Consider the following 21602-nt stretch of genomic DNA (forward strand, 5'->3'; position numbering starts at 1 on the left):
AGAAGTTGAAAAATATTGCTTTTAGTTTAAGAATTTCAATAATTTTTAAAAGTAGTATTAATTTTTTAAATTGGTTGCATAAATCGCAACCAAATTTTTAAAATCCATGAAGTTGTTTTAGCTTCTCATCGATTGGCTTTTTAAGTCCATCTTTTGTCACGCTTACGTAAGTTGCAGTAGCGCTTGTAACGTGTATAGTTTCTCTATATCCGCCCGGATTTAGCCTAAGAGCGGTTACTTCTATTTGCGTTGTTATTGAGGTTTTACCAACAGAGATGATTTTAGCGTAGCAGCTTAGCACATCGCCAACAAAGACAGGTTGCTTGAAAATGATCTCTTTCATAGAAATGGTCACAACGCGCTCGGGAGAAATTTCTCTAGCAGCCTGAGCACCCGCAAGGTCGATCTGACTCATTATCCAGCCACCAAAAATATTTCCAGCTGAGTTTGTATCTTTTGGCAACATAACTTGTTTTATGCGTGGCTCACCAAAATCTTTTAAAATATCCATTTTTTGCCTTTTAGATGTTAAAATTTTTGGTTGATTGTAGCAAATTTTAATGGCTTTATGCTAAAATCCTGCAACTTCAGGGGATAAAATATGAACGATTTTAAAAGATTAAACGAACTTGCAAAAGAGCAAAAAAAGAAGTTAAATGCTATTTATAAAAATTTAGACGATGATATCATAAACGAGGCTGTTAAAATTTGTGCTCTTGCTGGCACACCAAGCCAAAAACTAGCTCTTGCAAGAAGGATAGTAGATCTTAAAGTAGATCCGCTTCAAAATGAGCTAAAAAAGCTAAATTTAGGCGAAGACGAGCAAAAACGAGTGCTAAATTTAATGTATGGCTACGTTAGAAATTTATATGAAAATCTGCACGCCAAGCTTTTAGAAAAGGCCAAAGAAGAGAAAATTTTAGATCAGTTTAATCAAGCCTTTGTGCAGGCTCTGCACGAGCTTGGACTTAGTCTAAATGCGTGGCAAATTTCATGGCAGGATCGTATTATCGACACTACAAACAAAGAGTTTGAGACTAAATTTAAAGATTTAAGCCAGGCAAATGAGTTTATTGCTAAAAACGGCTTATTTCAGTGCGACGCTAGTGGCGCTAGGGCTGATAGAACGTATGGCGCGGTAGTAAAAGAGGGCGAGAAATTTAGCTTTTTGCCTTACGCACTCGCTTTTAAAGATGAGGTGAGAGAGCTTAAAAAAATCTTTACTAAAAATCTTGAAATTTTAAGAAATTTAGCCCAAAATGACGAGCAAAAATCTTACGTAAAATACCTCGAAAAGTTACAAAACGCCTTTTGTGAAGAGGATAATGCAAAGGTGATAAATGCTTGGCAAGAAGCCGAGATAGCGTGGATGGATATAAAAGGCGCACTTCAGCCGGGCCATCCACTAGAGTACTACGAGGATGCCTACACGCACGCAGTCGCACTTGAGTGGGATATTAGACTTGTTGATAGCGAGGGCATAGATGAGCTTAAATTTAAAGAAAAAGTGGCAAAAACTTATAAGAGCGTTTGCGAAAAGATCAAGTTTGATAATGCCTCGACAAACAAGGCAGTTAGCGAAAATATCGCTAGGACGCAGCTTTATATAAGCGTGCCGATGATCTATTACGGAGCTGAGCTAAACGGGCTTTTTAGCGCTCAGGTCGTGCCAAACGATGAGAGTGTTAGTGCAAAATGTGGCAAGAAAATTTTTGCCTTTGTAAATCACGTCTATGAAGGAGCAAAAGCAAAGCCTTTTATGAAGCTTGGGGCTGAAATTTTTAGCAAGGAATTTTTGAATTTTGGTAGAGAAATTTTATTTTTAAAGCCAAAAATTTGGAAAAAAGTCTATGAAATCTCAACGATCGGCCATGAGTTTGGACACATCCTCTTTATCGGGCTTGATACCGAGATGAGCATGAATAAAAGTGGCGTATTTAAATTTATAGAAGAGTACAAGGCGACAACTGGCGGGTTAGTAAATTTTTTCTTGCATGAAGAGGCGGAGTATAAAATGGCCGTCTTTCATGAGCTAATAGCCCGTGCTGTTGGGCTTATCGCGTGGCGAAAGGTCGATGAGGTGAGGGCGTATTACTGCGAGGGACTCATACATCTTAGCCTACTTTTTAGGGCTGGTGTGCTTAAATTTGACGGCAAGCTAAGCGTAGATATGAGCGAGCAAGCTTACGCTAAATTTAAAGAAATTTGCTTAGAAAACTACTACGATCTAGCGCAAACATACGCTAAAAAAGATGATGCGAGCACATTTTTAGAGAAATTTTGCCAAAAAGATGAACTAAGCTATCTACCAAAAGATGAAGAGTGCAAGAAATTTGTTGAGCATTTTTACGCTAGATACGAAGCTATAGGCAACGACGTCGATGAAAGTGGCGAGTGGCAAAGATGGCAAAGTTTAGCCAAAAAGGCAGAGAAAGATAGATAAAGACAGAACATGATAAGTAAAATAAGTAACGAAAATCAAGTATCTTTTTTATTTATGTTGATACTTTTTTGTGTATATGTTGTTAGTTGTTTTATTGCTAGTGGTTTTTATGAAGACATAATTACTGCTCTATTTGATTTTATGATCACATTATTTATCTTTTTAAAGCTAAAAGAGACAAGAAATTTAAAAACATATTGGATATATATATTACTAGGCCTTACTTGCTGGGTAGCATCAGACACTATGTGGATGCTATATGATAAGGTTGATTTTCTTAAACAATTTCTCTCTAAAGTCAATTTTATACAAATCTCATACGTAGTTTCATATTTTATGTTTGCATTTTCTGCTTTTTACATTTTGATCAAAAATTTGAAAAATTTATTTTTAATGCAAGTATTTGCGGACTCAGTCTCTATTTCCGCAATATATTTTAGCTTTATGTGGTTTATGATTTTTAATAGAAATTTAACTCAAGTTTTAAGTCAAAAAGATTTTTTTAATCTAAGCTATATCGCCATAGATTTATTTATGTTTTGTGCTTCATTTGTTGTGTTTTTTTCACTTAAATTTTCAAAAAGAAGACTATCTATACTTTTATGCTTGATAGCGCTTATTGCAATAAGCACTTATGACATTTTTACCACTACAATGGATTTTTGGATAGATGAAATATCCTTTTCTGGATACGACATTGTATTTAAGAGTTCATTTTTTATGTTGTTTGTTGCTGCGCTTCATTTAAGAGAGGGTGAGGCAAATCTAAAATTTAGGGCACTCAGAAACGATTTTGATAAAATTTTAATACAAAAGCTATTTGTTTTTGCCGCATTTTTGACGATCATGATCTTGTACTCTTGGAAGATAAATTTGACATGGTTATTTTCTATTTTAGTTACTTTGCTTGCATACGGGGCATTATCTTATACATTTTCTAATGTTAGAAAGATGGATATTTTAATTAAACGTGAAATACATATCAAAAAAGTATTAAATAATCAGATAGAAAGTAAAGTAAAAGAGCTTGAAGAGACAAATAAGCACCTACAAAGGATTAGTAAATATGATTATCTAACGAATGCTCTAAACCGCCAGTATTTTATCGCAAGGCTTGAAGAGATGATAAAGTCAAAGGCGCTTGGCGAGAAGATAGATATTTATAGTATTGACATAAACCATTTTAAAGCGATAAATGACTCGTATGGGCATTATATAGGCGATGATGTAATAGCAAAGTTTGCTTCAAATATTGAGTCAATATTGCCACCAAACGATTCTTTATTTGCAAGGTCTGGCGGAGATGACTTTATCGTTGCTGTCAAGCAAAATGAAAATGTACATTGCAGGGAATTTTTGCACTATCTACTAAAAGCTATTTCAGAGCCAATCGTTATAGATGATTATAAAATTGTACTTGATGCGAAAATAGGGATTAGCTCGACACAAACCAGTGAAATTTTGGCTGATGATTTTATCATGCAATCAGAAGCAGCACTAGAGGCAGCAAAAAAAGACGCATCTGAAAAGTATGTTTTTTATAGTGATATAAAAAGCATTATTCAGGATAGAAACTATATAGAAATATTGCTAAATAGCATAAGCTTTGATGAAGAATTTGAGCTAAAATTTCAGCCCCAATATCTAATAGAAGGTAAAAAAATAGTAGGAGCAGAGGCTCTTGTTAGGTGGAACTCCCCTATAAAAGGTCCGGTAGATCAATCAAAATTTATCCCAATAGCCGAACAAAGCTCTATTATCAATGCGATAGGAAAATGGGTGGCAAAAAACGCTATAAAACAAATGGCCTTTTGGAATGAGAAATATAATACAAACCTAAAAATAGGCATAAATATCTCACCAAAACAGATTGATAATATAAATTTTGCATCTAAATTTTTAAGCTATATAGATAGATACGGCATCGATCCATCTTGTGTAGATGTTGAGATCACTGAGGCCAGCCTTGTAAATGCCGAAGAGATGATGCAAAGCGCGTTATTTGAGCTTTCTAATAGAGGAATTTGCATATCCATAGATGATTTTGGTACTGGTTTTTCATCAATGAATTACATCAAAAAATATCCTATGAGTCGCCTAAAGATCGCTAAAGAGCTGATAGATAATATTGCTAAAAATGATATAGATAAAGATGTGGTAAAAAGCGTTATAGTTTTGGCCAAAAATGTGGAGCTAAAGACTATCGCTGAAGGCGTCGAAGATGAAACCCAGCTTGAAATTTTAAGAGAACTTGGATGCGATGAGGTGCAAGGATATCTTTGGGGCAAGCCAATGAGTGCAGACGATTTTGAAAAGCTTATAATAAGTGCTATTTAAGCACGCTTTTTGCGCTAAAATTTTCAAATTTCAAAATATCTTTATGGCAAAGTTTGGCCAGCTCATTTATCATTTTTGAGCTAGTTTCATCTTTTGGGATTATTAGATGTATTTTTTCTTCTAAAAAAATGATAAAGATATTTTTTAACTCATAAATTTCACTAACTTCATTTAGGTCAAATTTTTCATTTTCTTTGGGTTCGCCTTCATAATAAGCCAGAAATTTCTCATTTACTTCAAAATTCATTTGCTTTTGAACATCTGAAATTTCAATTCTCTTTAATGCAGCTATGCGACTTCTTTTTAAAAAAATAGGATAAAAAATGATCCAAAATATAGCAAAAATGGCTCCGATAATAGTAAAAATTTTACTTTTTAATAGCATATCAGCAACAAAACCAGCTATGATGGCTTCAGTAAATATCATAAAAGTGTTTATAAAATACTGCTTTCTTGCCGCCTTTGAGAAAAATAAGATAAAAGATTTATAATCTATTAAATTTTGTCCATTTATGACGATATTGCACTTCATAAGATACCTTTGTGAATTTTAAAATTTTTTGGGAAATTATAACCAAAAGCAAAGTCAATTTTTGTATAATTTGGACTATTTCTTAGGAGAGGGACACTATTTTTTTAATATCAAAATCATCTATAACTGGCGTGCGAAAATGGATCTTAGTTGCAGTTGTAGCTCTATTCGTATTTGCACTATTAGCATCTTTACTAGACTATAATCTAATTGGAAAAATATCTATTTTGCTTAGTTTCTTTATAATAACTTTTGGCATTTATACTTCAATGGATAAAGTAAAAACCAAAATAACGCATTGGCTTGCAATATGTTTTGGTGTTTTTTTATGGTCTATTTGTGATGCATTAATGGTGTTAAATCAAGATATACTATTGCGGGCTCATAGTTCTTATGCGTATCTTGATGTGTTTTTTACGTTGCCGATGATATCTATTTTAGCTGGCGTTAGTATATTTTTGTATTCAAAATTTGTAGCCAGCCAAGAAAAACTAGCCATTATTATGGATAGCATAAGTGTCTTTTTTTTAATAGTAATTTTAATATATGGTATTTTTGATGAAGTAGATATCTTATCGATGATAAATAATAGATCAAATATCGTTTTTCTCTCTATTGTAGCCATAAATTTTCTTATACTTTTTATCACTTTAAGTGAGATTTTTACAAGCAGTTTGCTTCATATAAAAATTAGCGGCTTTTACCTTATATCAGCCAGCATTTTATTTACGATGCTAAATTTATTTATTTTTTATAGCCAGATCTCAAATGTAAATTTTGGCCATAAAATAGATTTTTTATATATCGTTCCTTTCTTCTTCTTGATGATAGGCGCTTTTCATTTAAAAGCCCAAAACGAATATGTTACAAATACCGATAAAGATATCTCAATAGGATCAAAATGGCTACCAATAATAATAGTTTTACCCTTGCTATTACAAGAAGATCTGACATCTTTTAGTGCACTTATCTCGTTATTTATCTTGGTTGTAAATGCTATTGTTAATTACTACGTTAAAAGCTCTATTGCAAGTAGAAAAATATTAGATTATGAGAGAAATCTTCATAGAGAGATGGAAAAGTCGATGCATGAGCGAACCAATGAACTTATGCTCGCAAATTTAAGACTTCAAGATATGTCTGAGAAAGACTATCTAACAGACCTTGGCAATAGAAATTTTATAGTAAATGAGCTTGAAAGAATGTGCAAAAGTATCTCTGAAGATGAGGAAACCGCAGTTTATTATATAAATTTAAGCCGTTTTAAAAGCATAAATACATCTTACGGGCATGAAATAGGCGATAGAATTTTAAAGCTAGTTGCAAAAAGGATACTTGAAGTTTGCAATAGACAAGAGGCCATAGCAAGGATTAGTGCGGACGAATTTATCGTATTAGCAAAAATGGAGATAAATAGTCATACAAAACGCTTAAATCTTGGAATTGCCTTAAAAGATGCTATTGAAAAGCCAATTCAAATAGATAGATATCACTTTGGGCTTAAGTGTATAATAGGCATAGACGTAGCAACAAAAAATAGCACGGCAAATCCAAGAAATATTATAAAAAATGCAGATATGGCAATGTATTATGCCAAGAAAAATCCAGCTTTAAATCCTATGGTTTATAGCGATAAAATTAGCAATGAAATGCACCTAAGCTCAAGTATCGAGATCGCGCTTAAAAAAGCTAATTTACAAGAAGACCTTCATGTATATTTTCAACCAATATTTGATCTAAAAATCGAAAAAATGATCTACGCAGAGGTTTTTTTATATTGGAAATCAGAAAAATTTGGCTTGATGGAAGCAAGCAAATTTATGAAAGAGGTCAATATAAATAGCGATATCTTAAACGATATTTGCTCACTTTTAGTTTCAAAGACCATAGAGTATGTAGATAGATGGCAAAAAGAAAAACTCTTGATACCAAAAATAAGCATAAATGTTGCGCAGATTCAAAGTAAATCAGAAAAATTTGTTTTAGATTTTGTTTCTAGCTTACGTTCGCATCATATAAATCCAGAGCTTTTTGAAATAGAATTTGGCGAAGAAATATGGACAAATAATTCTAAAACGCTTGATAAAATTTTTTCTATTCTTAAAGAAAATAATATAGATGTTTGTATAGATAATTTTGGCTCTGGATATACTTCATTTATTTATATTAGAAAATACGGTGTTAAGCGTATAAAAATAGCAAGTGAATTTGTCGCTCAAGCATCAAATAGCAAAATAGATGCACAAATCGTATCTGCAATTATCGATTTAGCAAAGGCAATGAAGATAAAAGTTGGCGCAAAAGGCGTAGAAAAAGAAGAAGATATTCATTTCTTAAAAGAGCTTGATTGTAACGAAGTTCAAGGACTTTTCTTATCTCGTCCTATGAGTGCAGAAGAATTTGAAGACCTTGTAAGACAAGATCCTCAAATGATAGCTAGAGTTTAAATTTCGGCCTTTATCTCTTCGTTTGATTTTACGACCATGCCTGAGCCATGGATCACGCTTGGAACACAACTGGTGCAGATATCAACTTCTTCACCATTTTTATGAGCATGGATAAAAACCGCATTTGTATCATCGCTGCTTTTTAGTCCGCAAACATTGCAAACCACTAGATCTTTTTCTCTCATTTTTTCTCCTTTGAAATTTTTGCTTATTTTAGCTCCTAAACTTTATACATAAAATGATTTAAGTCAAGCTTGCCTCGTGGCATTTAATAATTTTTTGTTATAATCCTTTAAAATTTTTAAAGGCCTAAAATGAATGAAAGAACGATTATTTTAGAGATGTTAAAGATGCAGCAAAGCCTAAATGATGAGACGAATGGGCTTGGCTGGGAAAATGGTTATACTAATAAAAATAAATTAATCAGCTGGAGGCGCTGCATATATATGGAGTGCGCTGAGCTAATCGATAGCTTTGCATGGAAGCACTGGAAGAGCATTGATGCTAAGACTGATGAGCAAAATTTGCGCATAGAAGTTGTTGATATCTGGCACTTTATTATGAGTCTAGTTTTGCAAATTTATAAATCAAAACAGCTTGGAGATATAGAAACTTTAGCCGATGATATTTGCCAATCAAGCGGTTTTAGTGAGTTTTGTAAAGAGCCATTAAGGATCGAAGACGAGAGCATTTATGAGATAATGAATGACGTTGAAATGCTTATACATGAGTGCAGCGGATTTGACTACGATATATTTGATATTTTAAAAATTTACTTCTCTATGTCTTTAAAATGTGGAGTAAATTTATATTCGCTATATGAGTGCTACATCGCTAAAAACGTGCTAAATCGCTTCCGTCAAAATAATGGCTACAAAGAAGGCAGCTATAAGAAAAATTGGAACGGACGCGAAGATAATGAAGTGATGAGTGAAATTTTGTCAAATGGCGTTAGCAAGATTGATGAAATTTATGCCGCACTTGAGCACGAGTATAAAAAGGTGAAATGATAAACCTTCTTCGTCTTGGTTTTAAAGATTTTTTTACAGCCAAATTTATAACGCTATCCATCTTACCACTTTGCCTTAGCATTTTTAGTCTTGCGTGGCTTACAATCTGGGGCGGCGGTGAGATTTTTGATCTTTTAAGTGATGGCTCAAAAAACGAAAATTTTACCTTTTTAGAGGCAAACTCGACGATCTCTTTTATCGCTATTAAAATTTTAAGTTTTAGTGCTACTAAGTGGATAGTTAGTATACTTTTTTACGTTTTAAGCACCTTTTTAACGATCATCATTAGCATCGTGATTGCCCTAATCGTAGCTGGCTTTTTAACTCCAGTTGTTACTAAAGAGATAAACAAAAGGCACTACAACTACGTGCTTAAAAGCGAGGTTAGCACAGCTAGAGTGCTAAAGGTGATGACGGTTGAGATCATGAAATTTCTTGGGATATTGCTCGTTTGCCTACCGCTTTTATTTGTACCAGTATTAAATTTTTTCATCATAAATGTGCCGTTTTTTTATATCTATTACAAACTTTTACTGATAGACGTTGGCTCAAACACGCTTGATGGCGATAAATTTGAGTTAGCACTGCTTGAAGGTGGCGGGGTTAAATTTATAGCTTTTACGCTTTTGTTTTATCTTATCTCGCTTGTGCCGCTTGTGGGACTATTTTTTCAGCTTTATTTTGTGATAGTCTTATCGCATCTCTTTTTTGAGAGAGAGGCGCTTATAAAAATTTAGAGCCAGAAGGCCCTAAATTTACGCATAGTAAGATACTTTGTTGCTCTCATTAAGTAATGTGTCAAATAGCCTTTTTGTGGCACTTAGTAGATTTTTGTTTGCATCATTTTTAGCCAGAAGCTCGTCAAACATCTTTAGCATATTGTCATTTATAAAATTTTTGTGATTTAGATCTTTTGCGGTAGGCAACATTTGCTTGATCTTGTTTGAAAGATCACTTATGCTTTGGCTGCTACCAGCGATCTTGTCGCCCTCTTTGACGTTTTTCATAAATTCATCAACCTGTGGGCGAATTTGCTTCATCGCCTCTTCGATCTCTTTCATATCTTGCTCGTCTATGCCGTTTCCTTTATATAAAAACTCATAGCCGTATTCGTGCGTGAGAGTAAGACTTCTTTGGCTTGAAGTACCATTTTTCTGGCTTGAAAACTCCAAACTTTTGTTGTCATACATCGAAAAGCTTATCTCATCGCCTGAGCTAGTCTTCATCGAAAAGCTCATGTTGTTGTAGCTTCCTTGAGAGTAAAAATTTGTTTGCATTTTTAAATCCTTTTGAGGCTAAATCGGCAAAATTTTAATTTCATAAAGCAAAATTTTGTAAAATGCGTCAAAAAAGGACGGGCGATGTGTTGTTTTGGGACTAGGATCTTTTTGCTTATGCTTATCACTGTTTTAAGCTTTGGCTTTGCTAGGCTCTACCCAGTTTTACCAGTCGTTGGTTACTACTTGATACTTGCAAATTTGCTCTCAATTTTGATGTTTTCACTATTTTTTAAAGGGATTTTGCCAAGCTTTGTAAAGGTTAATGCGATCCACTATTTTTCGCTAATCGGCGGCTTTTTAGGAGCATTTTTAATGATGCTTGTTTTTAAAAAAGTTGCAAAAGATAAATTTACTCTAATAGAGCTTATTATTTTTATGCTTTGGGTGCTAATAATCGCCATAGTCATCTTTAAATTTCAAGCCATTCTTGACATTTTTAGGGGAATTTAGATGGATGAGAGGATAGTAAAATTTTTAAAAAAGATGCATCTTGCAAGTGTTTGCACCATCGATGATGAGGGGCAGCCTTATGCTTTTAGCGCATTTTACGCCTTTGATGAGCTAAATTTTAGCCTTTTGTTAGCTAGCTCTGACGAGAGCTCACATGTCAAATTTTTAAAAAACTCAAAGCTCGTTGCTGGCACGGTCGCTCTTGATACAAAGATCGTTGGCAAGATAGAGGGCGTACAGTTTCAAGGAGTGATGAGCGAGGCTAGCGCAAGTGAGCGAGAGATTTACTTTAAAAGATTTTTTTATGCAAAAGCGATAGATCCAAAAATTTGGTCTATAAGCCTTGAAAAACTAAAATTTACGAGCAACACTCTAGGTTTTGGCAAAAAGATAAAGTGGGAAAGAAGCGATAAAATTTAGACGTTAAGCTTATATAAGCTACAATCGTTGAAAAATTAGAAAAAATAAGGAGAATTTATGAAATTTAGCGGAAAAAACGTGCTAATAACAGGTGCAAGCAGAGGTATCGGCGCACAGATCGCAAAAACGCTTGCAAATATGGGCTTAAAAGTGTGGATAAATTACCGCTCAAAACCTGAGATAGCAGACGCTTTGCAGGCTGAGATCGAGCAAAATGGCGGTAAGGCTGCGGTGATAAAATTTGACGCAACTGACGAAGATGAGTTTATAAAAGGTATAAATTTGATAGTTGATAGCGATGGTGAGCTAAGCTACCTTGTAAATAACGCTGGCATCACAAACGACAAGTTAGCACTTCGCATGAAAACTAGCGAATTTACAGATGTGATAAATGCAAATTTAACTTCAGCCTTCATAGGATGTAGAGAGGCTTTAAAAGTGATGAGCAAAAAGCGCTTTGGAGCGGTCGTAAACGTCGCATCTATCGTTGGTGAGATGGGAAATGCAGGGCAGGTAAACTATTCAGCCAGCAAGGGCGGACTAATCGCCATGAGTAAGAGCTTTGCAAAAGAGGGCGCAAGTAGAAATATCCGCTTTAATAGCGTAACTCCGGGCTTTATCGAGACTGATATGACGCATGGACTAAGTGATGAGGTGAAAAAAACTTATAGTGATAATATCCCGCTAAAACGCTTTGGTAGCGCTAGTGAGGTGGCCGAGGCGGTTGCATTTTTACTAAGTGATCACGCGAGCTACGTGACTGGCGAGACGCTAAAAATAAACGGCGGACTTTATATGTAATGAAATTTCAACAAGTTTTGAAATTTAAAATAAATAAAAGCGTAAATATTATAAGATAACAGACATTTTTTATAAGGAGACCTTAAAATGGCAGTATTTGAAGACGTAAGAGACGTAGTTGTAGAGCAACTAAGTGTAGATCCACAAGCAGTAAAACTAGAGTCTAAAATCATTGAAGACCTAGGTGCAGATTCACTTGATGTTGTAGAGCTAGTTATGGCTTTAGAAGAAAAATTTGAAGTAGAAATTCCTGATAGCGAAGCAGAGAAACTAATAAGCATCAAAGATGTTGTAGATTATATAGAAAAACTAGGTAAATAATTAAAATTTTTACACAGTTTGATTTAAGGAGATGTATTGAAACGAGTCGTTGTAACTGGTATTGGTATGATAAACGCACTTGGTCTTGATAAAGAGAGCTCTTTTAAGGCCATTTGCGAGGGTAAAACGGGAGTAAAGGAGATTACAAGCTTTGATGTAAGCGATTTTCCTGTTAAAATTGCTGCCGAAATAACTGATTTTGATCCAAATAGCGTTTTAGACGGCAAAGAGGTGAAAAAAGTAGATCGTTTCATACAACTCGGCATAAAAGCATCTAATGAAGCTATGGCTGATGCAAACTTCAAAGAGTTTGAAGCTCATAAATTTGGTGTTAGTTCAGCAGCTGGTATAGGTGGCTTGCCAAATATTGAAAAAAATTCAATTACATATTTTGAAAAAGGTGTAAAACGAATTTCACCATTTTTTATTCCATCGGCACTTGTAAATATGCTAGGCGGAATAGTTTCAATAAATCATGGGCTAAAAGGTCCAAATTTATCTAGTGTAACAGCTTGTGCGGCAAGTACTCATGCAATATCTCAAGCAGCAAAATGCATTATGATTGGCCAAGCTACAAATATGCTAGTTATTGGAGCTGAATCTACGATTTGTGGTGTTGGAATAGGTGGTTTTGCTGCCATGAAAGCACTATCAACTAGAAATGATGAGCCAAGCAAGGCTTCAAGGCCATTTGACGCAAATCGTGATGGTTTTGTAATGGGTGAAGGAGCCGGTGCGCTTGTACTTGAAGAGTATGAGTCAGCTATTGCAAGAGGTGCTAAAATTTATGCTGAAGTAGTTGGATTTGGCGAAAGCGGAGATGCATATCACATAACTTCTCCAACACTTGAAGGTCCACTAAGTGCAATGAAGCAAGCTTTGGAAATGGCAAAAGATATAAAAATAGACTATGTCAATGCGCACGGTACTTCAACACCTGTAAATGATAAGAATGAGACTGCGGCACTAAAAGCGGTTTTTGGTGACAAATGTCCACCAGTTAGCTCAACAAAAGGTCAAACTGGACACTGCCTAGGTGGTGCTGGTGCGATCGAGGCTGTTATATCTATAATGGCAATGAGAGATGGCATCATCCCTCCAACGATAAACTACGAAACTCCTGATCCAGAGTGCGATCTAGACTACGTTCCAAACAAAGCTAGAAAAGCTGATATAAAAGCTGTTATGAGCAACTCATTTGGCTTTGGTGGAACAAACGGCGTCCTAATATTTAAAAAGTTGGATTAAGATGTCAAATTATTTAGATTTTGAAAAAAGCATAAAACAAATTGATGAAGATATAGCAAATGCTAAGATCAGAGGCGATGAACATGCTGTTGAAATTTTAAATAAGAATTTATCCAAAGAGATATCAAAAGTATATAAAAATTTAAACGAATATCAACGTTTGCAACTTGCTCGTCATCCAGATAGACCATATTCTATTGATTATATTAATGCGCTTTTGATTGATGGATATGAGATTCATGGGGATAGAGCATTTCGAGATGATCCAGCAATAGTTTGTTACATCGGCTATATTGGAGGTAAAAAGACTGTTATTATAGGCGAGCAAAAGGGCCGTGGCACTAAAAATAAATTAAGAAGAAATTTTGGTATGCCTCACCCTGAGGGTTATCGCAAGGCTCTTAGAGTTGCAAAAATGGCTGAAAAATTTAATCTACCCATTTTATTTCTTATAGATACTCCAGGTGCATATCCAGGTGTTGGAGCTGAAGAGCGAGGACAAAGTGAAGCCATAGCTAGAAATTTATTTGAGTTTGCAAATTTAAAAACTCCAATAATTGCTGTTGTCATAGGCGAAGGTGGAAGTGGTGGCGCTTTAGCTATAGGCGTGGCTGATAGACTTGCTATGATGAAAAATTCTGTGTTTTCAGTTATCTCTCCAGAAGGCTGTGCAGCAATACTTTGGAATGACCCAGCTAAACAGGAACAAGCTACAAAATCTATGAAAATAACAGCTGATGATTTAAAAAGTCTATCACTGATTGATGCCGTTATAGATGAGCCGATAAATGGAGCTCATAGAGATAAAGATGGTGCTGCAAAAGCACTTGCAAATTATTTTATCTCAGAGCTAGCTGAGCTTGAAAAGCTTGATATAAATGATCTTGTAGCAAAAAGAATAGAAAAAATTCTCTCTATCGGAGCATTTGAAGAATAAATTTATAGTCACAACAATTTTATAAGAATACTTATCAAATTTGTTTGTGGCATCATCTACTGCAATACTAAAACAATTTAAAAATCGATATAAATTTAATCGTTTTAACAGCCATAATTTTTACACTAGCTTTTTTATCTTTAAGATTTAAACACTAAAATTGTTAATGTCAAATCTACATAAAGAGTATTAATGAATAAATTTCAAGAAAAATATATCACTCTTTCAAAAGAATATTATAAAAATAATGGCAATACTTCTAGTATTGAGGCACTCTATCAGTTTAAAGAAGAGTTGGAAAATTGTGATGATATTTGCGCAAAGTATGTTTTAGTCGATGTTTATCAGCTTTTATCTATGAGAAAGAGTGCTTACGACTTACTTTTAAAGATACATGACAAAAATGATAAAAAGCAGCTAAAGACACTTGGCTATCTAGTGCAATTCATTGACGAAAATGATAAATGGGCGCTGCCTCGCCCAAAAAGTAGAGGTCAAATTTTGGCTCAAGAAGATAAAGCCTCCACACTACCAAAATTTATCTACTATCCTAACCCTTTAAAAACTGGCGCATTTAAAGATGATATTAGTATCTTGTGTGAGTGTTGTGGCAAAGATACTGAAGTTTATTATAGCGGTAGCATTTATTGCGAGCAGGATATTTCGTATCTTTGTCCTACTTGTATTTCTAGTGGTAAGGCTGCTAAGAAATTTGACGCAACATTTGTGCAAGATGCTGACAAACTAACTACAAGTGATGCTAAAAAGGACGACGAACTTTTTAGAAGAACCCCGGGCTACGAGAGCTGGCAGGGCGAGCATTGGATAGTTTGTTGTGATGATTATTGCGAATTTTTAGGTGACGTTGGTACAAGAGAGCTTGAAGAAATGGGTATAGCAGACGAGGTTTTTGAGGATTACGCAAAAAGAGCCGAATACGACGATAAAATGCTACGTGAACATCTTGTTAAAGCTGGCGATATTGCCGGATATTTGTTTCGTTGTCTGCATTGTAAGAAGTATCATATATACGTTGATGCTTGTTAAAGAGGAAAATATGGATATTGCAAAAATTTCTAAAGGTTGTAAAGAACGTGGGCTGGATGAACTTTTTAAACTTTTATCGCCACTAGCAAGAAATGCCATAAGGATAGATGTGCAAGCTAAAAATGACGATGATATCGCTGTTGGAGCGTCTAAATTTGGCGGCTCGCCAGATCTGCCAGATGGTTTATCATGGCCTTCAAATGAAAATGGCGCTTTAAGTTTTGTGGCACAGATAAATTTTGCTGAAGCTAGCAAATTTGACATTGACTCACTACTGCCAAAAAGCGGAATGCTCTATCTCTTTTATGATAGAAATTTGCGTGTTTGGGGCTATGATCCTGCCGATAAAAACGGCTTTGCAGTAATCTTTTCTGATGTAAATAATGGACTGCTTTCTCGTAGGAGAGCGGAGAGCTTAGAGGGAGAAAATTCTACATTTAACGCGCGCTTGCTTAGCTTTGAAAATGAGATAAATTTGCCAAATTTACAAAGCTCGATTGTGCCATTTAGTAAAATTAGTGAGGCTGAGTGGGAGGCCTATCATGAGGTTATTGAGCCAAGCTGGCAGGCTAAAGAAAATAAGCTCCTTGGGCACTCTGATAATGTCCAAGATGGCATGGAGCTAGAGTGTGAGCTGGTTGCAAATGAACTTAGCTGTGGTGATGGTAGCGCTTATCACCACCCAAGAATAGCGGAATTTGAGAAAAATTCTGCCCAGTGGCAACTGCTTTTACAGATAGATAGTGATGATGAGGGCGACATGGACTGGGACGGAGAGGGCAGAATTTATCTGTGGATAAAGAGGGATGATCTTTTGGCGCACGACTTTAGCAAGACGTGGCTAATTTTACAGACAAGCTAAGGCTGCCAAATTTATAAAAGATAAAAATTAAAATTTATAGAGAAATTTTATACTAGGGTTACACAATAAATTTTTTGCTAGCATTCTTGGTGCGATTATCAAAATTTCACTGCCGTTTCTACCACTATCTGCTTAAATATATAAAATAATCAAAGATGGTAATGCCCAAATTTAGGCAAAATTTAGTAAAATCCTTAAAAAATTTAAAGGCAAAATTATGTTTAATGGCTTGATCCGTGAGATAGCACAGGTTGTTAGTTATTCACAAAATATTTTAAGGCTAAAGGCAAATTTTCGTCCAAATTTAGGCGATAGCATTGCTGTAAATGGCGCTTGCCTGAGTGTAATAAAACTGCATGAAGATGGCTTTAGTGTGGAGCTAAGTGCAGAGAGTAGGGTAAATATCGCGGTTGAAAATTTAAAAGAAAGAGTGCATATCGAGCCAGCGATGAGGCTAGGAGACCGAGTAGATGGGCATTTGATGCAAGGACACATCGATTTTATCGGTAAAATTTCAAATATCAAAAAGAATGAGAATGGGGTTGATTTCTATATCGACCTGCCGCGCGAGGCTATGAGCTTGATGTCAAATAAAGGCTCAGTGGGCGTCGAGGGAGTGAGCCTAACGATAAATGAAATTTTGCCAAAGGGTATTAGGCTCACAATTATACCAATCACATTTAAAGATAGTCTTTTTGGTACTTTTAAGGTCGGTAGGCGCGTAAATATCGAAAGTGATCTTTTGGCTCGCTACGTAGCTAGGCAGCTTTTTTGTAAGCAAGATAGTGTCCTTGGCTGGGACGATGTCGAGCGAATTTCTAGCCTTTACTAGGTGGATAAAATGCGTGAAAATTTAGAGATCGTCTTTGATAAAAATGGCGTATTAGCTGGCTTTACAAATAGATTTGGCGGTGTGAGTGAGGGTGCTTTTGAGAGCTTAAATTTAGCAGATCATGTTGGCGATGATCCGCTAAAGGTCGCACAAAATCGTGAAATTTTAGCAACGGCGCTTGGCATTATGCCTGTTAATTTAAAATTTATGAGCCAAATCCACTCAAATAGAGTGGAAATTTTGCAAGATTTTAACGATGATCTACCTCCGTGTGATGGTGTGATAACATCATTAAAAGGCGTGGCGCTTTGCGTCTTAGTCGCTGACTGTGCACCTGTTTTGATAATAGATGAACATCTTGGCGTAGTCGCAGCTGTGCATGCGGGACGCGCAGGTGTTACTAGTAAAATTTGCACAAATGCAGTGGGGCTGATGACGAGTGAGTTTGGTTGTCGTGCTAATAATTTACGCGTATTTATAGGCGCAAATATCAAAGTGCAAAACTACGAAGTAGGCAAGCTGGATCTTGGCGAATTTAACCGATACAAAAAAGATGGAAAATTTGATATAAACGCAGCTTTATTAGACGAATTTGCTAAGCTCGGGGTAGAGCAAATATCGCTAGATCCTCGTTGCACTTTTGAGAGAGATGAATTATTCTCATACCGCAAACAGAGTAGGACTGGGCGTTTTTGCGGATTTGTGATGAATAGAGCCACATCGGTAAATAGTAAAAGATAGAAGTAAATCTTTAGCTTCATTGCTTGCCTGTTAAAATTTGCCAGCTAAATTGTATTGAACGTTTTGATATTTAATTTGATCTAAAAAATGGCTAAATATAATAATTTGTAGCTACAATTTGACATCGAATCTCAAAAATAACAATAAGGAAAATCATGAAAATAGGTAGAATTTTGACCGCCATTATGTTAACAGGAGCCTTTCATATGGTGCAAGCACACATGTTTTGGGTAGATGGAGCTAATGATGAAAAGCTAGGAAAATTTATCGCAAATATGGGTTATAGCGATGATTTTCCAAAGCTAGAGCCTATTATGGCCGAACGCGTCCATCTTTTTGCGCCAATTACTGTAATAAGTAAAGATGGTAGCAAAAAGAAGCTTAAACAAAGTGGCGAGAACTACCGCTATGAGGGCGAAAGATTAGACAAAGGCACATATATCTTACTAGCACAGCAAAATCCTATGTATTCGCTTAAAAAACGTAGTGATGGTAAGTGGCTAATAGACAAAACTAAGCTTGATCTAAAGGATCTAAGCGATATACAGATTTGCCGGCTGATGACGATAACATCTAAGAGAGTCTTAAATTTAGGTGAAACAAACGACTTCGTAACTAAACCTATTGGAGTTAAAATCGAGATCGTACCGTTACAAAACCCAGCGGAATTTAGAGTAGATAAGCCTTTTAAATTGCAGGTTTTTGCTGATGGAAAGCCGCTAGAGCGAGCCAAACTAACTGGTACTTTTGCTGGATTTTTAGACCATAAGCACGCGTTTTATGGTGTGACTGATGAGCAAGGCATCACTGAAGTATTAGCTCTAAGACCAGGATTTTGGGCATTTGAAGTTATTTATGAAAGACCTTATCTAGATGCAGCGAAGTGTGATAAAGAGACGTTAAAAACGACACTTAGTTTTGAAATAAAAGAATAAAAGTTTGATATAAATTTGAGTTCGAATTTATTATAAATTTTTTATAATCGCTTTGTAATTTTGAAAGTAGAGAAAGAATGCCTTACGAAAACTTTAAATCAAAAAATCCTATTGTGCTAAAAATCACTACAAACGCAAGAAAATTTGGTGTAGAAACGCTACAAAACGAGGAGTTTGTAAGCATTCTTTTAAATGTTAAGAAGCTTGAAATTTCATCCGAACAAAGGCAAGCATTGGCAGAAATTTTTGCTAAGTTAATAAAAATCGAAGAAGACTCACAATTAAGTAAATAAACTTTAGTTTAAATTCATATTACTTTAAGTATAATCCCCCTTTATTTCACACACGACAATCCTAAATTTGGTTGTGCAAAAGCATTAATGGTCGTGGAGGATAAAACTAAATTCAAGGCAAAATGCCTAAAACAAGGAGAAACTCATGGTAACTATGAGAGATTTATTAGAGTGTGGCGTACATTTTGGTCACCAAACACGCCGCTGGAATCCAAAGATGAAAAAATTTATCTTTGGCGAGAGAAAAGGCATCTATATTATAGATCTACAAAAGACTATCCGCTACTTCCGCTACACTTACAACATCGTTCGTGACGCAGCTGCTGAAGGCAAGTCAGTGCTATTTGTCGGTACTAAAAAACAAGCTATCGACGCTATAAAAGAGTACGCTGAAAAATGCGGCATGCCTTATGTAAATCACCGCTGGTTAGGTGGTATGATGACAAACTTTGGTACTATCCGCCAGTCTATCCGCAAACTAGAAGTTATCGAAACTATGGAAGAAGATGGTTCGATAAATTTGTTAACTAAAAAAGAGGCTTTGATGCTTCGCCGCAAAAAAGAGAAGCTTATCGCAACTCTTGGCGGTATCCGCAATATGAAAAGCCTTCCTGATATGATATTTGTTGTTGATACAGTTAAAGAAAAGATCGCTGTTCAAGAGGCAAACCGCCTAAAAATTCCAGTTGTAGCACCGATTGATACAAACTGCGATCCTGACGTTGTTGACTATCCGATCCCAGGAAATGACGATGCGATCCGCTCTGTTCAGCTTTTCTGCCAAGAGATGGCTGAGGCTATCAACGAAGGCAAATCACTTCTTGAGCAAGATGGTGGCGAGCAAGCTACTGGCGAAGAAGTAAGCCAAGATGAGAAAGACGCAGTTGTAGCTGAGGCTATGAGCGAAGAAGACTTTGGCGAGGACGAAGAATAATGGAAATAACTGCACAAATGGTAAAAGAGCTCCGCGAATCAACCGGAGCTGGCATGATGGACTGCAAAAAGGCACTTGGCGAAGCAAATGGCGATATGGAAAAAGCTGTTGATATCCTTCGTGAAAAGGGTCTTGGTCAAGCTGCTAAAAAGGCTGATCGCCTTGCAAGCGAGGGCTTAGTAAGTGTTGAAGTTTGCTCAAAATGCAAAAAAGCAACTATCAGCGAGATCAACTCTGAAACTGACTTCGTTGCTAGAAATCCACAGTTTCAAGCACTTGCAAAAGATGCAACAGCTCACATCCAATCAAGCGGCATAGCAACAGTTGAAGAGCTAAATGCGAGCACTTTAAATGGTGTTAAGTTTGAAGATTACTTCAAAACTCAGATCGCAACCATCGGTGAAAACCTTGTAGTTCGCCGCTTTGAGACTATTATTGCTGATGATAAAGGCGTGGTAAATGGCTATGTTCATTCAAATGGCCGTGTTGGCGTACTTATCGGTGCAGCTTGCGAAAGCGCTGAAGTTGCAAACAAGGCAGCAGAATTTGTAAGAAATTTATGTATGCATGCAGCTGCTATGAAGCCAAGCGTTATAAGCTACAAAGACCTTGATAAAGAGTTTGTTGAGAAAGAATTTATCGCACTTCGCGCTGAACTTGAAAAAGACAATGAAGAGCTAAAACGCCTAGGTAAGCCACTTCACCACATTCCTGAGTATGCTAGCCGCTGCCAGATAGGTGAGGCAGAGTTTGCAAAAGCTACAAAAGCGATTGAAGAAGAGCTAAAAGCTGAGGGCAAACCTGAGAAAATTTGGGACAAGATCATTCCTGGTAAGATCGAGAGATTTTACGCTGATAACACAGTGCTTGACCAACGCCTTACACTTTTAGGTCAGTTTTATGTAATGGACGATAAAAAGACTATCGAACAGGTTATCGAAGAGAAGAGCAAAGAGCTTGGTGGCAAGATCGAGATTGTAAAATACGTTCGTTTCGAGCTTGGTGAAGGCTTAGAGAAAAAAGTAGATGACTTTGCTGCAGAAGTTGCTGCTCAAATAGGCTAATGGAAATTTTAAGAGCGTCTGATCTGGGCTTTGCGTATGATTATACGCTCTTTAATAATATAAATTTAACTCTCAATCAAAAACAAAGCATCGCGATAACCGGCGTTAGCGGTTGTGGCAAATCAACGCTTTTACACATACTTTCAACACTTTTAAAACCAAATTTTGGTGAGGTCATCTATCAAAATAGATCGATCTATGAGCTTTCTCAAAACGAGCTTTTGGCTATTAGAAGACTTCATTTTGGCATCATTTTCCAGTCACACTATCTTTTTAAAGGATTTAGTGCTTATGAAAATATTGAGCTTGCAAGCATCTTATCTGGCGAAAAAATAGAAGAAAAAGAGCTTGAGTCACTTAAAATTTCAAATGTGATAAATCAAAAAGTTGGTGAGTTAAGTGGCGGTCAGCAACAACGTGTGAGTATCGCTAGAGTACTTACCAAGAAGCCAAAGATCATCTTTGCAGACGAGCCAACGGGTAACCTTGACAAGCAAACAGCAAATGAAGTGATGCAAGTTTTGTTTGACTACATAAATGAAAACAACGCTGCCCTTGTTCTAGTCACTCACGACAATGATCTAGCCGCAAAATGTGACAACTCATACAAGCTTGAAAATAAAGAACTTATACAAATTTCTTAGTTTCTTAAAACTAAAATTTACTAT

At 35.9% G+C, this 21602-nt stretch carries 24 protein-coding genes; 20 read left to right on the forward strand and 4 right to left on the reverse strand.

Annotation, left to right across the window (positions count from 1 at the left end):
• Positions 1-97: 97 nt before the first annotated feature.
• Complete coding sequence (locus CYP64_RS03620; RefSeq protein WP_021091795.1) at positions 98-511, reverse strand: acyl-CoA thioesterase; 414 nt, start codon at positions 509-511, stop codon at positions 98-100.
• 90 nt (positions 512-601) lie between these two features.
• Between CYP64_RS03620 and ciaB the strand changes: the two genes are divergently transcribed.
• Positions 602-2443, forward strand: coding sequence for an invasion protein CiaB (gene ciaB, locus CYP64_RS03625; protein ID WP_103648710.1), 1842 nt, complete (start codon positions 602-604; stop codon positions 2441-2443).
• A 9-nt stretch (positions 2444-2452) separates the two neighbouring features.
• Positions 2453-4780 (forward strand): EAL domain-containing protein, encoded by a 2328-nt coding sequence (locus CYP64_RS03630; RefSeq protein WP_103648711.1) that lies wholly within the window; start codon positions 2453-2455, stop codon positions 4778-4780.
• Here CYP64_RS03630 and CYP64_RS03635 read toward each other — a convergent pair.
• Positions 4773-5312 carry a hypothetical protein gene (locus CYP64_RS03635; protein WP_103648712.1) on the reverse strand — a complete coding sequence of 180 codons (540 nt, stop codon included), beginning with the start codon at positions 5310-5312 and terminating at the stop codon, positions 4773-4775. The genes CYP64_RS03630 and CYP64_RS03635 overlap by 8 nt on opposite strands.
• A gap of 269 nt (positions 5313-5581) precedes the next feature.
• Here CYP64_RS03635 and CYP64_RS03640 point away from each other — a divergent pair, with 269 nt between their 5' ends.
• Positions 5582-7759 carry a bifunctional diguanylate cyclase/phosphodiesterase gene (locus CYP64_RS03640; RefSeq protein WP_103648713.1) on the forward strand — a complete coding sequence of 726 codons (2178 nt, stop codon included), beginning with the start codon at positions 5582-5584 and terminating at the stop codon, positions 7757-7759.
• Here the strand turns inward: CYP64_RS03640 and CYP64_RS03645 are convergent.
• Entirely contained in the window at positions 7756-7944 is a 189-nt protein-coding gene (locus CYP64_RS03645; protein ID WP_021091806.1) for a hypothetical protein, read from the reverse strand. The genes CYP64_RS03640 and CYP64_RS03645 overlap by 4 nt on opposite strands.
• Before the next feature lie 129 nt (positions 7945-8073).
• Here CYP64_RS03645 and dut point away from each other — a divergent pair, with 129 nt between their 5' ends.
• On the forward strand, positions 8074-8769 hold the full coding sequence (gene dut, locus CYP64_RS03650; protein WP_103648714.1) for a dUTPase: 696 nt from the start codon (positions 8074-8076) through the stop codon (positions 8767-8769).
• Complete coding sequence (locus tag CYP64_RS03655; RefSeq protein ID WP_103648715.1) at positions 8766-9506, forward strand: EI24 domain-containing protein; 741 nt, start codon at positions 8766-8768, stop codon at positions 9504-9506. Before dut ends, CYP64_RS03655 begins: the two co-directional genes overlap by 4 nt.
• A gap of 18 nt (positions 9507-9524) precedes the next feature.
• Here CYP64_RS03655 and CYP64_RS03660 read toward each other — a convergent pair whose 3' ends face one another.
• A complete protein-coding gene (locus tag CYP64_RS03660; protein ID WP_103648716.1) occupies positions 9525-10046 on the reverse strand; it encodes an ATP/GTP-binding protein in 522 nt (173 codons plus the stop codon).
• 84 nt (positions 10047-10130) lie between these two features.
• On the opposite strand from CYP64_RS03660, the gene CYP64_RS03665 reads away from it, so the two are divergent.
• The 15 genes from CYP64_RS03665 to CYP64_RS03735 all read left to right on the forward strand — a co-directional run bounded on the left by CYP64_RS03665 (position 10131) and on the right by CYP64_RS03735 (position 21578).
• Entirely contained in the window at positions 10131-10499 is a 369-nt protein-coding gene (locus tag CYP64_RS03665; RefSeq protein WP_258032927.1) for an L-arabinose ABC transporter, read from the forward strand.
• Positions 10500-10919 carry a pyridoxamine 5'-phosphate oxidase family protein gene (locus CYP64_RS03670; RefSeq protein WP_103648717.1) on the forward strand — a complete coding sequence of 140 codons (420 nt, stop codon included), beginning with the start codon at positions 10500-10502 and terminating at the stop codon, positions 10917-10919.
• 57 nt (positions 10920-10976) lie between these two features.
• Positions 10977-11720 (forward strand): 3-oxoacyl-ACP reductase FabG, encoded by a 744-nt coding sequence (fabG, locus tag CYP64_RS03675; protein ID WP_021083753.1) that lies wholly within the window; start codon positions 10977-10979, stop codon positions 11718-11720.
• An 87-nt stretch (positions 11721-11807) separates the two neighbouring features.
• A complete protein-coding gene (gene acpP / locus CYP64_RS03680; RefSeq protein ID WP_054197141.1) occupies positions 11808-12041 on the forward strand; it encodes an acyl carrier protein in 234 nt (77 codons plus the stop codon).
• A 36-nt stretch (positions 12042-12077) separates the two neighbouring features.
• Positions 12078-13289, forward strand: a complete 1212-nt coding sequence (locus CYP64_RS03685) for a beta-ketoacyl-ACP synthase II (RefSeq protein ID WP_103648718.1) — start codon at positions 12078-12080, stop codon at positions 13287-13289.
• 1 nt (position 13290) lies between these two features.
• On the forward strand, positions 13291-14226 hold the full coding sequence (gene accA, locus CYP64_RS03690) for an acetyl-CoA carboxylase carboxyl transferase subunit alpha (RefSeq protein ID WP_054197139.1): 936 nt from the start codon (positions 13291-13293) through the stop codon (positions 14224-14226).
• Positions 14227-14418: 192 nt separating this feature from the next.
• The gene (locus CYP64_RS03695; protein WP_021091813.1) at positions 14419-15273 is read left to right on the forward strand and encodes a CbrC family protein; all 855 of its coding nucleotides are present in this window, start codon (positions 14419-14421) and stop codon (positions 15271-15273) included.
• Positions 15274-15283: 10 nt separating this feature from the next.
• On the forward strand, positions 15284-16135 hold the full coding sequence (locus CYP64_RS03700; protein ID WP_103648719.1) for a YwqG family protein: 852 nt from the start codon (positions 15284-15286) through the stop codon (positions 16133-16135).
• Positions 16136-16352: 217 nt separating this feature from the next.
• Positions 16353-16967, forward strand: coding sequence for a riboflavin synthase (locus tag CYP64_RS03705; RefSeq protein ID WP_103648720.1), 615 nt, complete (start codon positions 16353-16355; stop codon positions 16965-16967).
• 9 nt (positions 16968-16976) lie between these two features.
• Positions 16977-17708, forward strand: coding sequence for a peptidoglycan editing factor PgeF (pgeF, locus tag CYP64_RS03710; RefSeq protein ID WP_103648721.1), 732 nt, complete (start codon positions 16977-16979; stop codon positions 17706-17708).
• A 155-nt stretch (positions 17709-17863) separates the two neighbouring features.
• On the forward strand, positions 17864-18643 hold the full coding sequence (locus CYP64_RS03715; protein WP_103648722.1) for a DUF4198 domain-containing protein: 780 nt from the start codon (positions 17864-17866) through the stop codon (positions 18641-18643).
• A gap of 77 nt (positions 18644-18720) precedes the next feature.
• The gene (locus CYP64_RS03720) at positions 18721-18936 is read left to right on the forward strand and encodes an acetyltransferase (RefSeq protein WP_103648723.1); all 216 of its coding nucleotides are present in this window, start codon (positions 18721-18723) and stop codon (positions 18934-18936) included.
• A 145-nt stretch (positions 18937-19081) separates the two neighbouring features.
• Complete coding sequence (gene rpsB / locus CYP64_RS03725; RefSeq protein ID WP_103613593.1) at positions 19082-19870, forward strand: 30S ribosomal protein S2; 789 nt, start codon at positions 19082-19084, stop codon at positions 19868-19870.
• Positions 19870-20934, forward strand: coding sequence for a translation elongation factor Ts (tsf, locus tag CYP64_RS03730; protein WP_103648724.1), 1065 nt, complete (start codon positions 19870-19872; stop codon positions 20932-20934). The genes rpsB and tsf overlap by 1 nt, the downstream gene beginning before the upstream one ends.
• Positions 20934-21578 carry an ABC transporter ATP-binding protein gene (locus CYP64_RS03735; protein ID WP_103648725.1) on the forward strand — a complete coding sequence of 215 codons (645 nt, stop codon included), beginning with the start codon at positions 20934-20936 and terminating at the stop codon, positions 21576-21578. The genes tsf and CYP64_RS03735 overlap by 1 nt, the downstream gene beginning before the upstream one ends.
• Positions 21579-21602: the final 24 nt, after the last annotated feature.

Source organism: Campylobacter concisus (assembly GCF_002913945.1).
GTDB lineage: Bacteria > Campylobacterota > Campylobacteria > Campylobacterales > Campylobacteraceae > Campylobacter_A > Campylobacter_A concisus_P.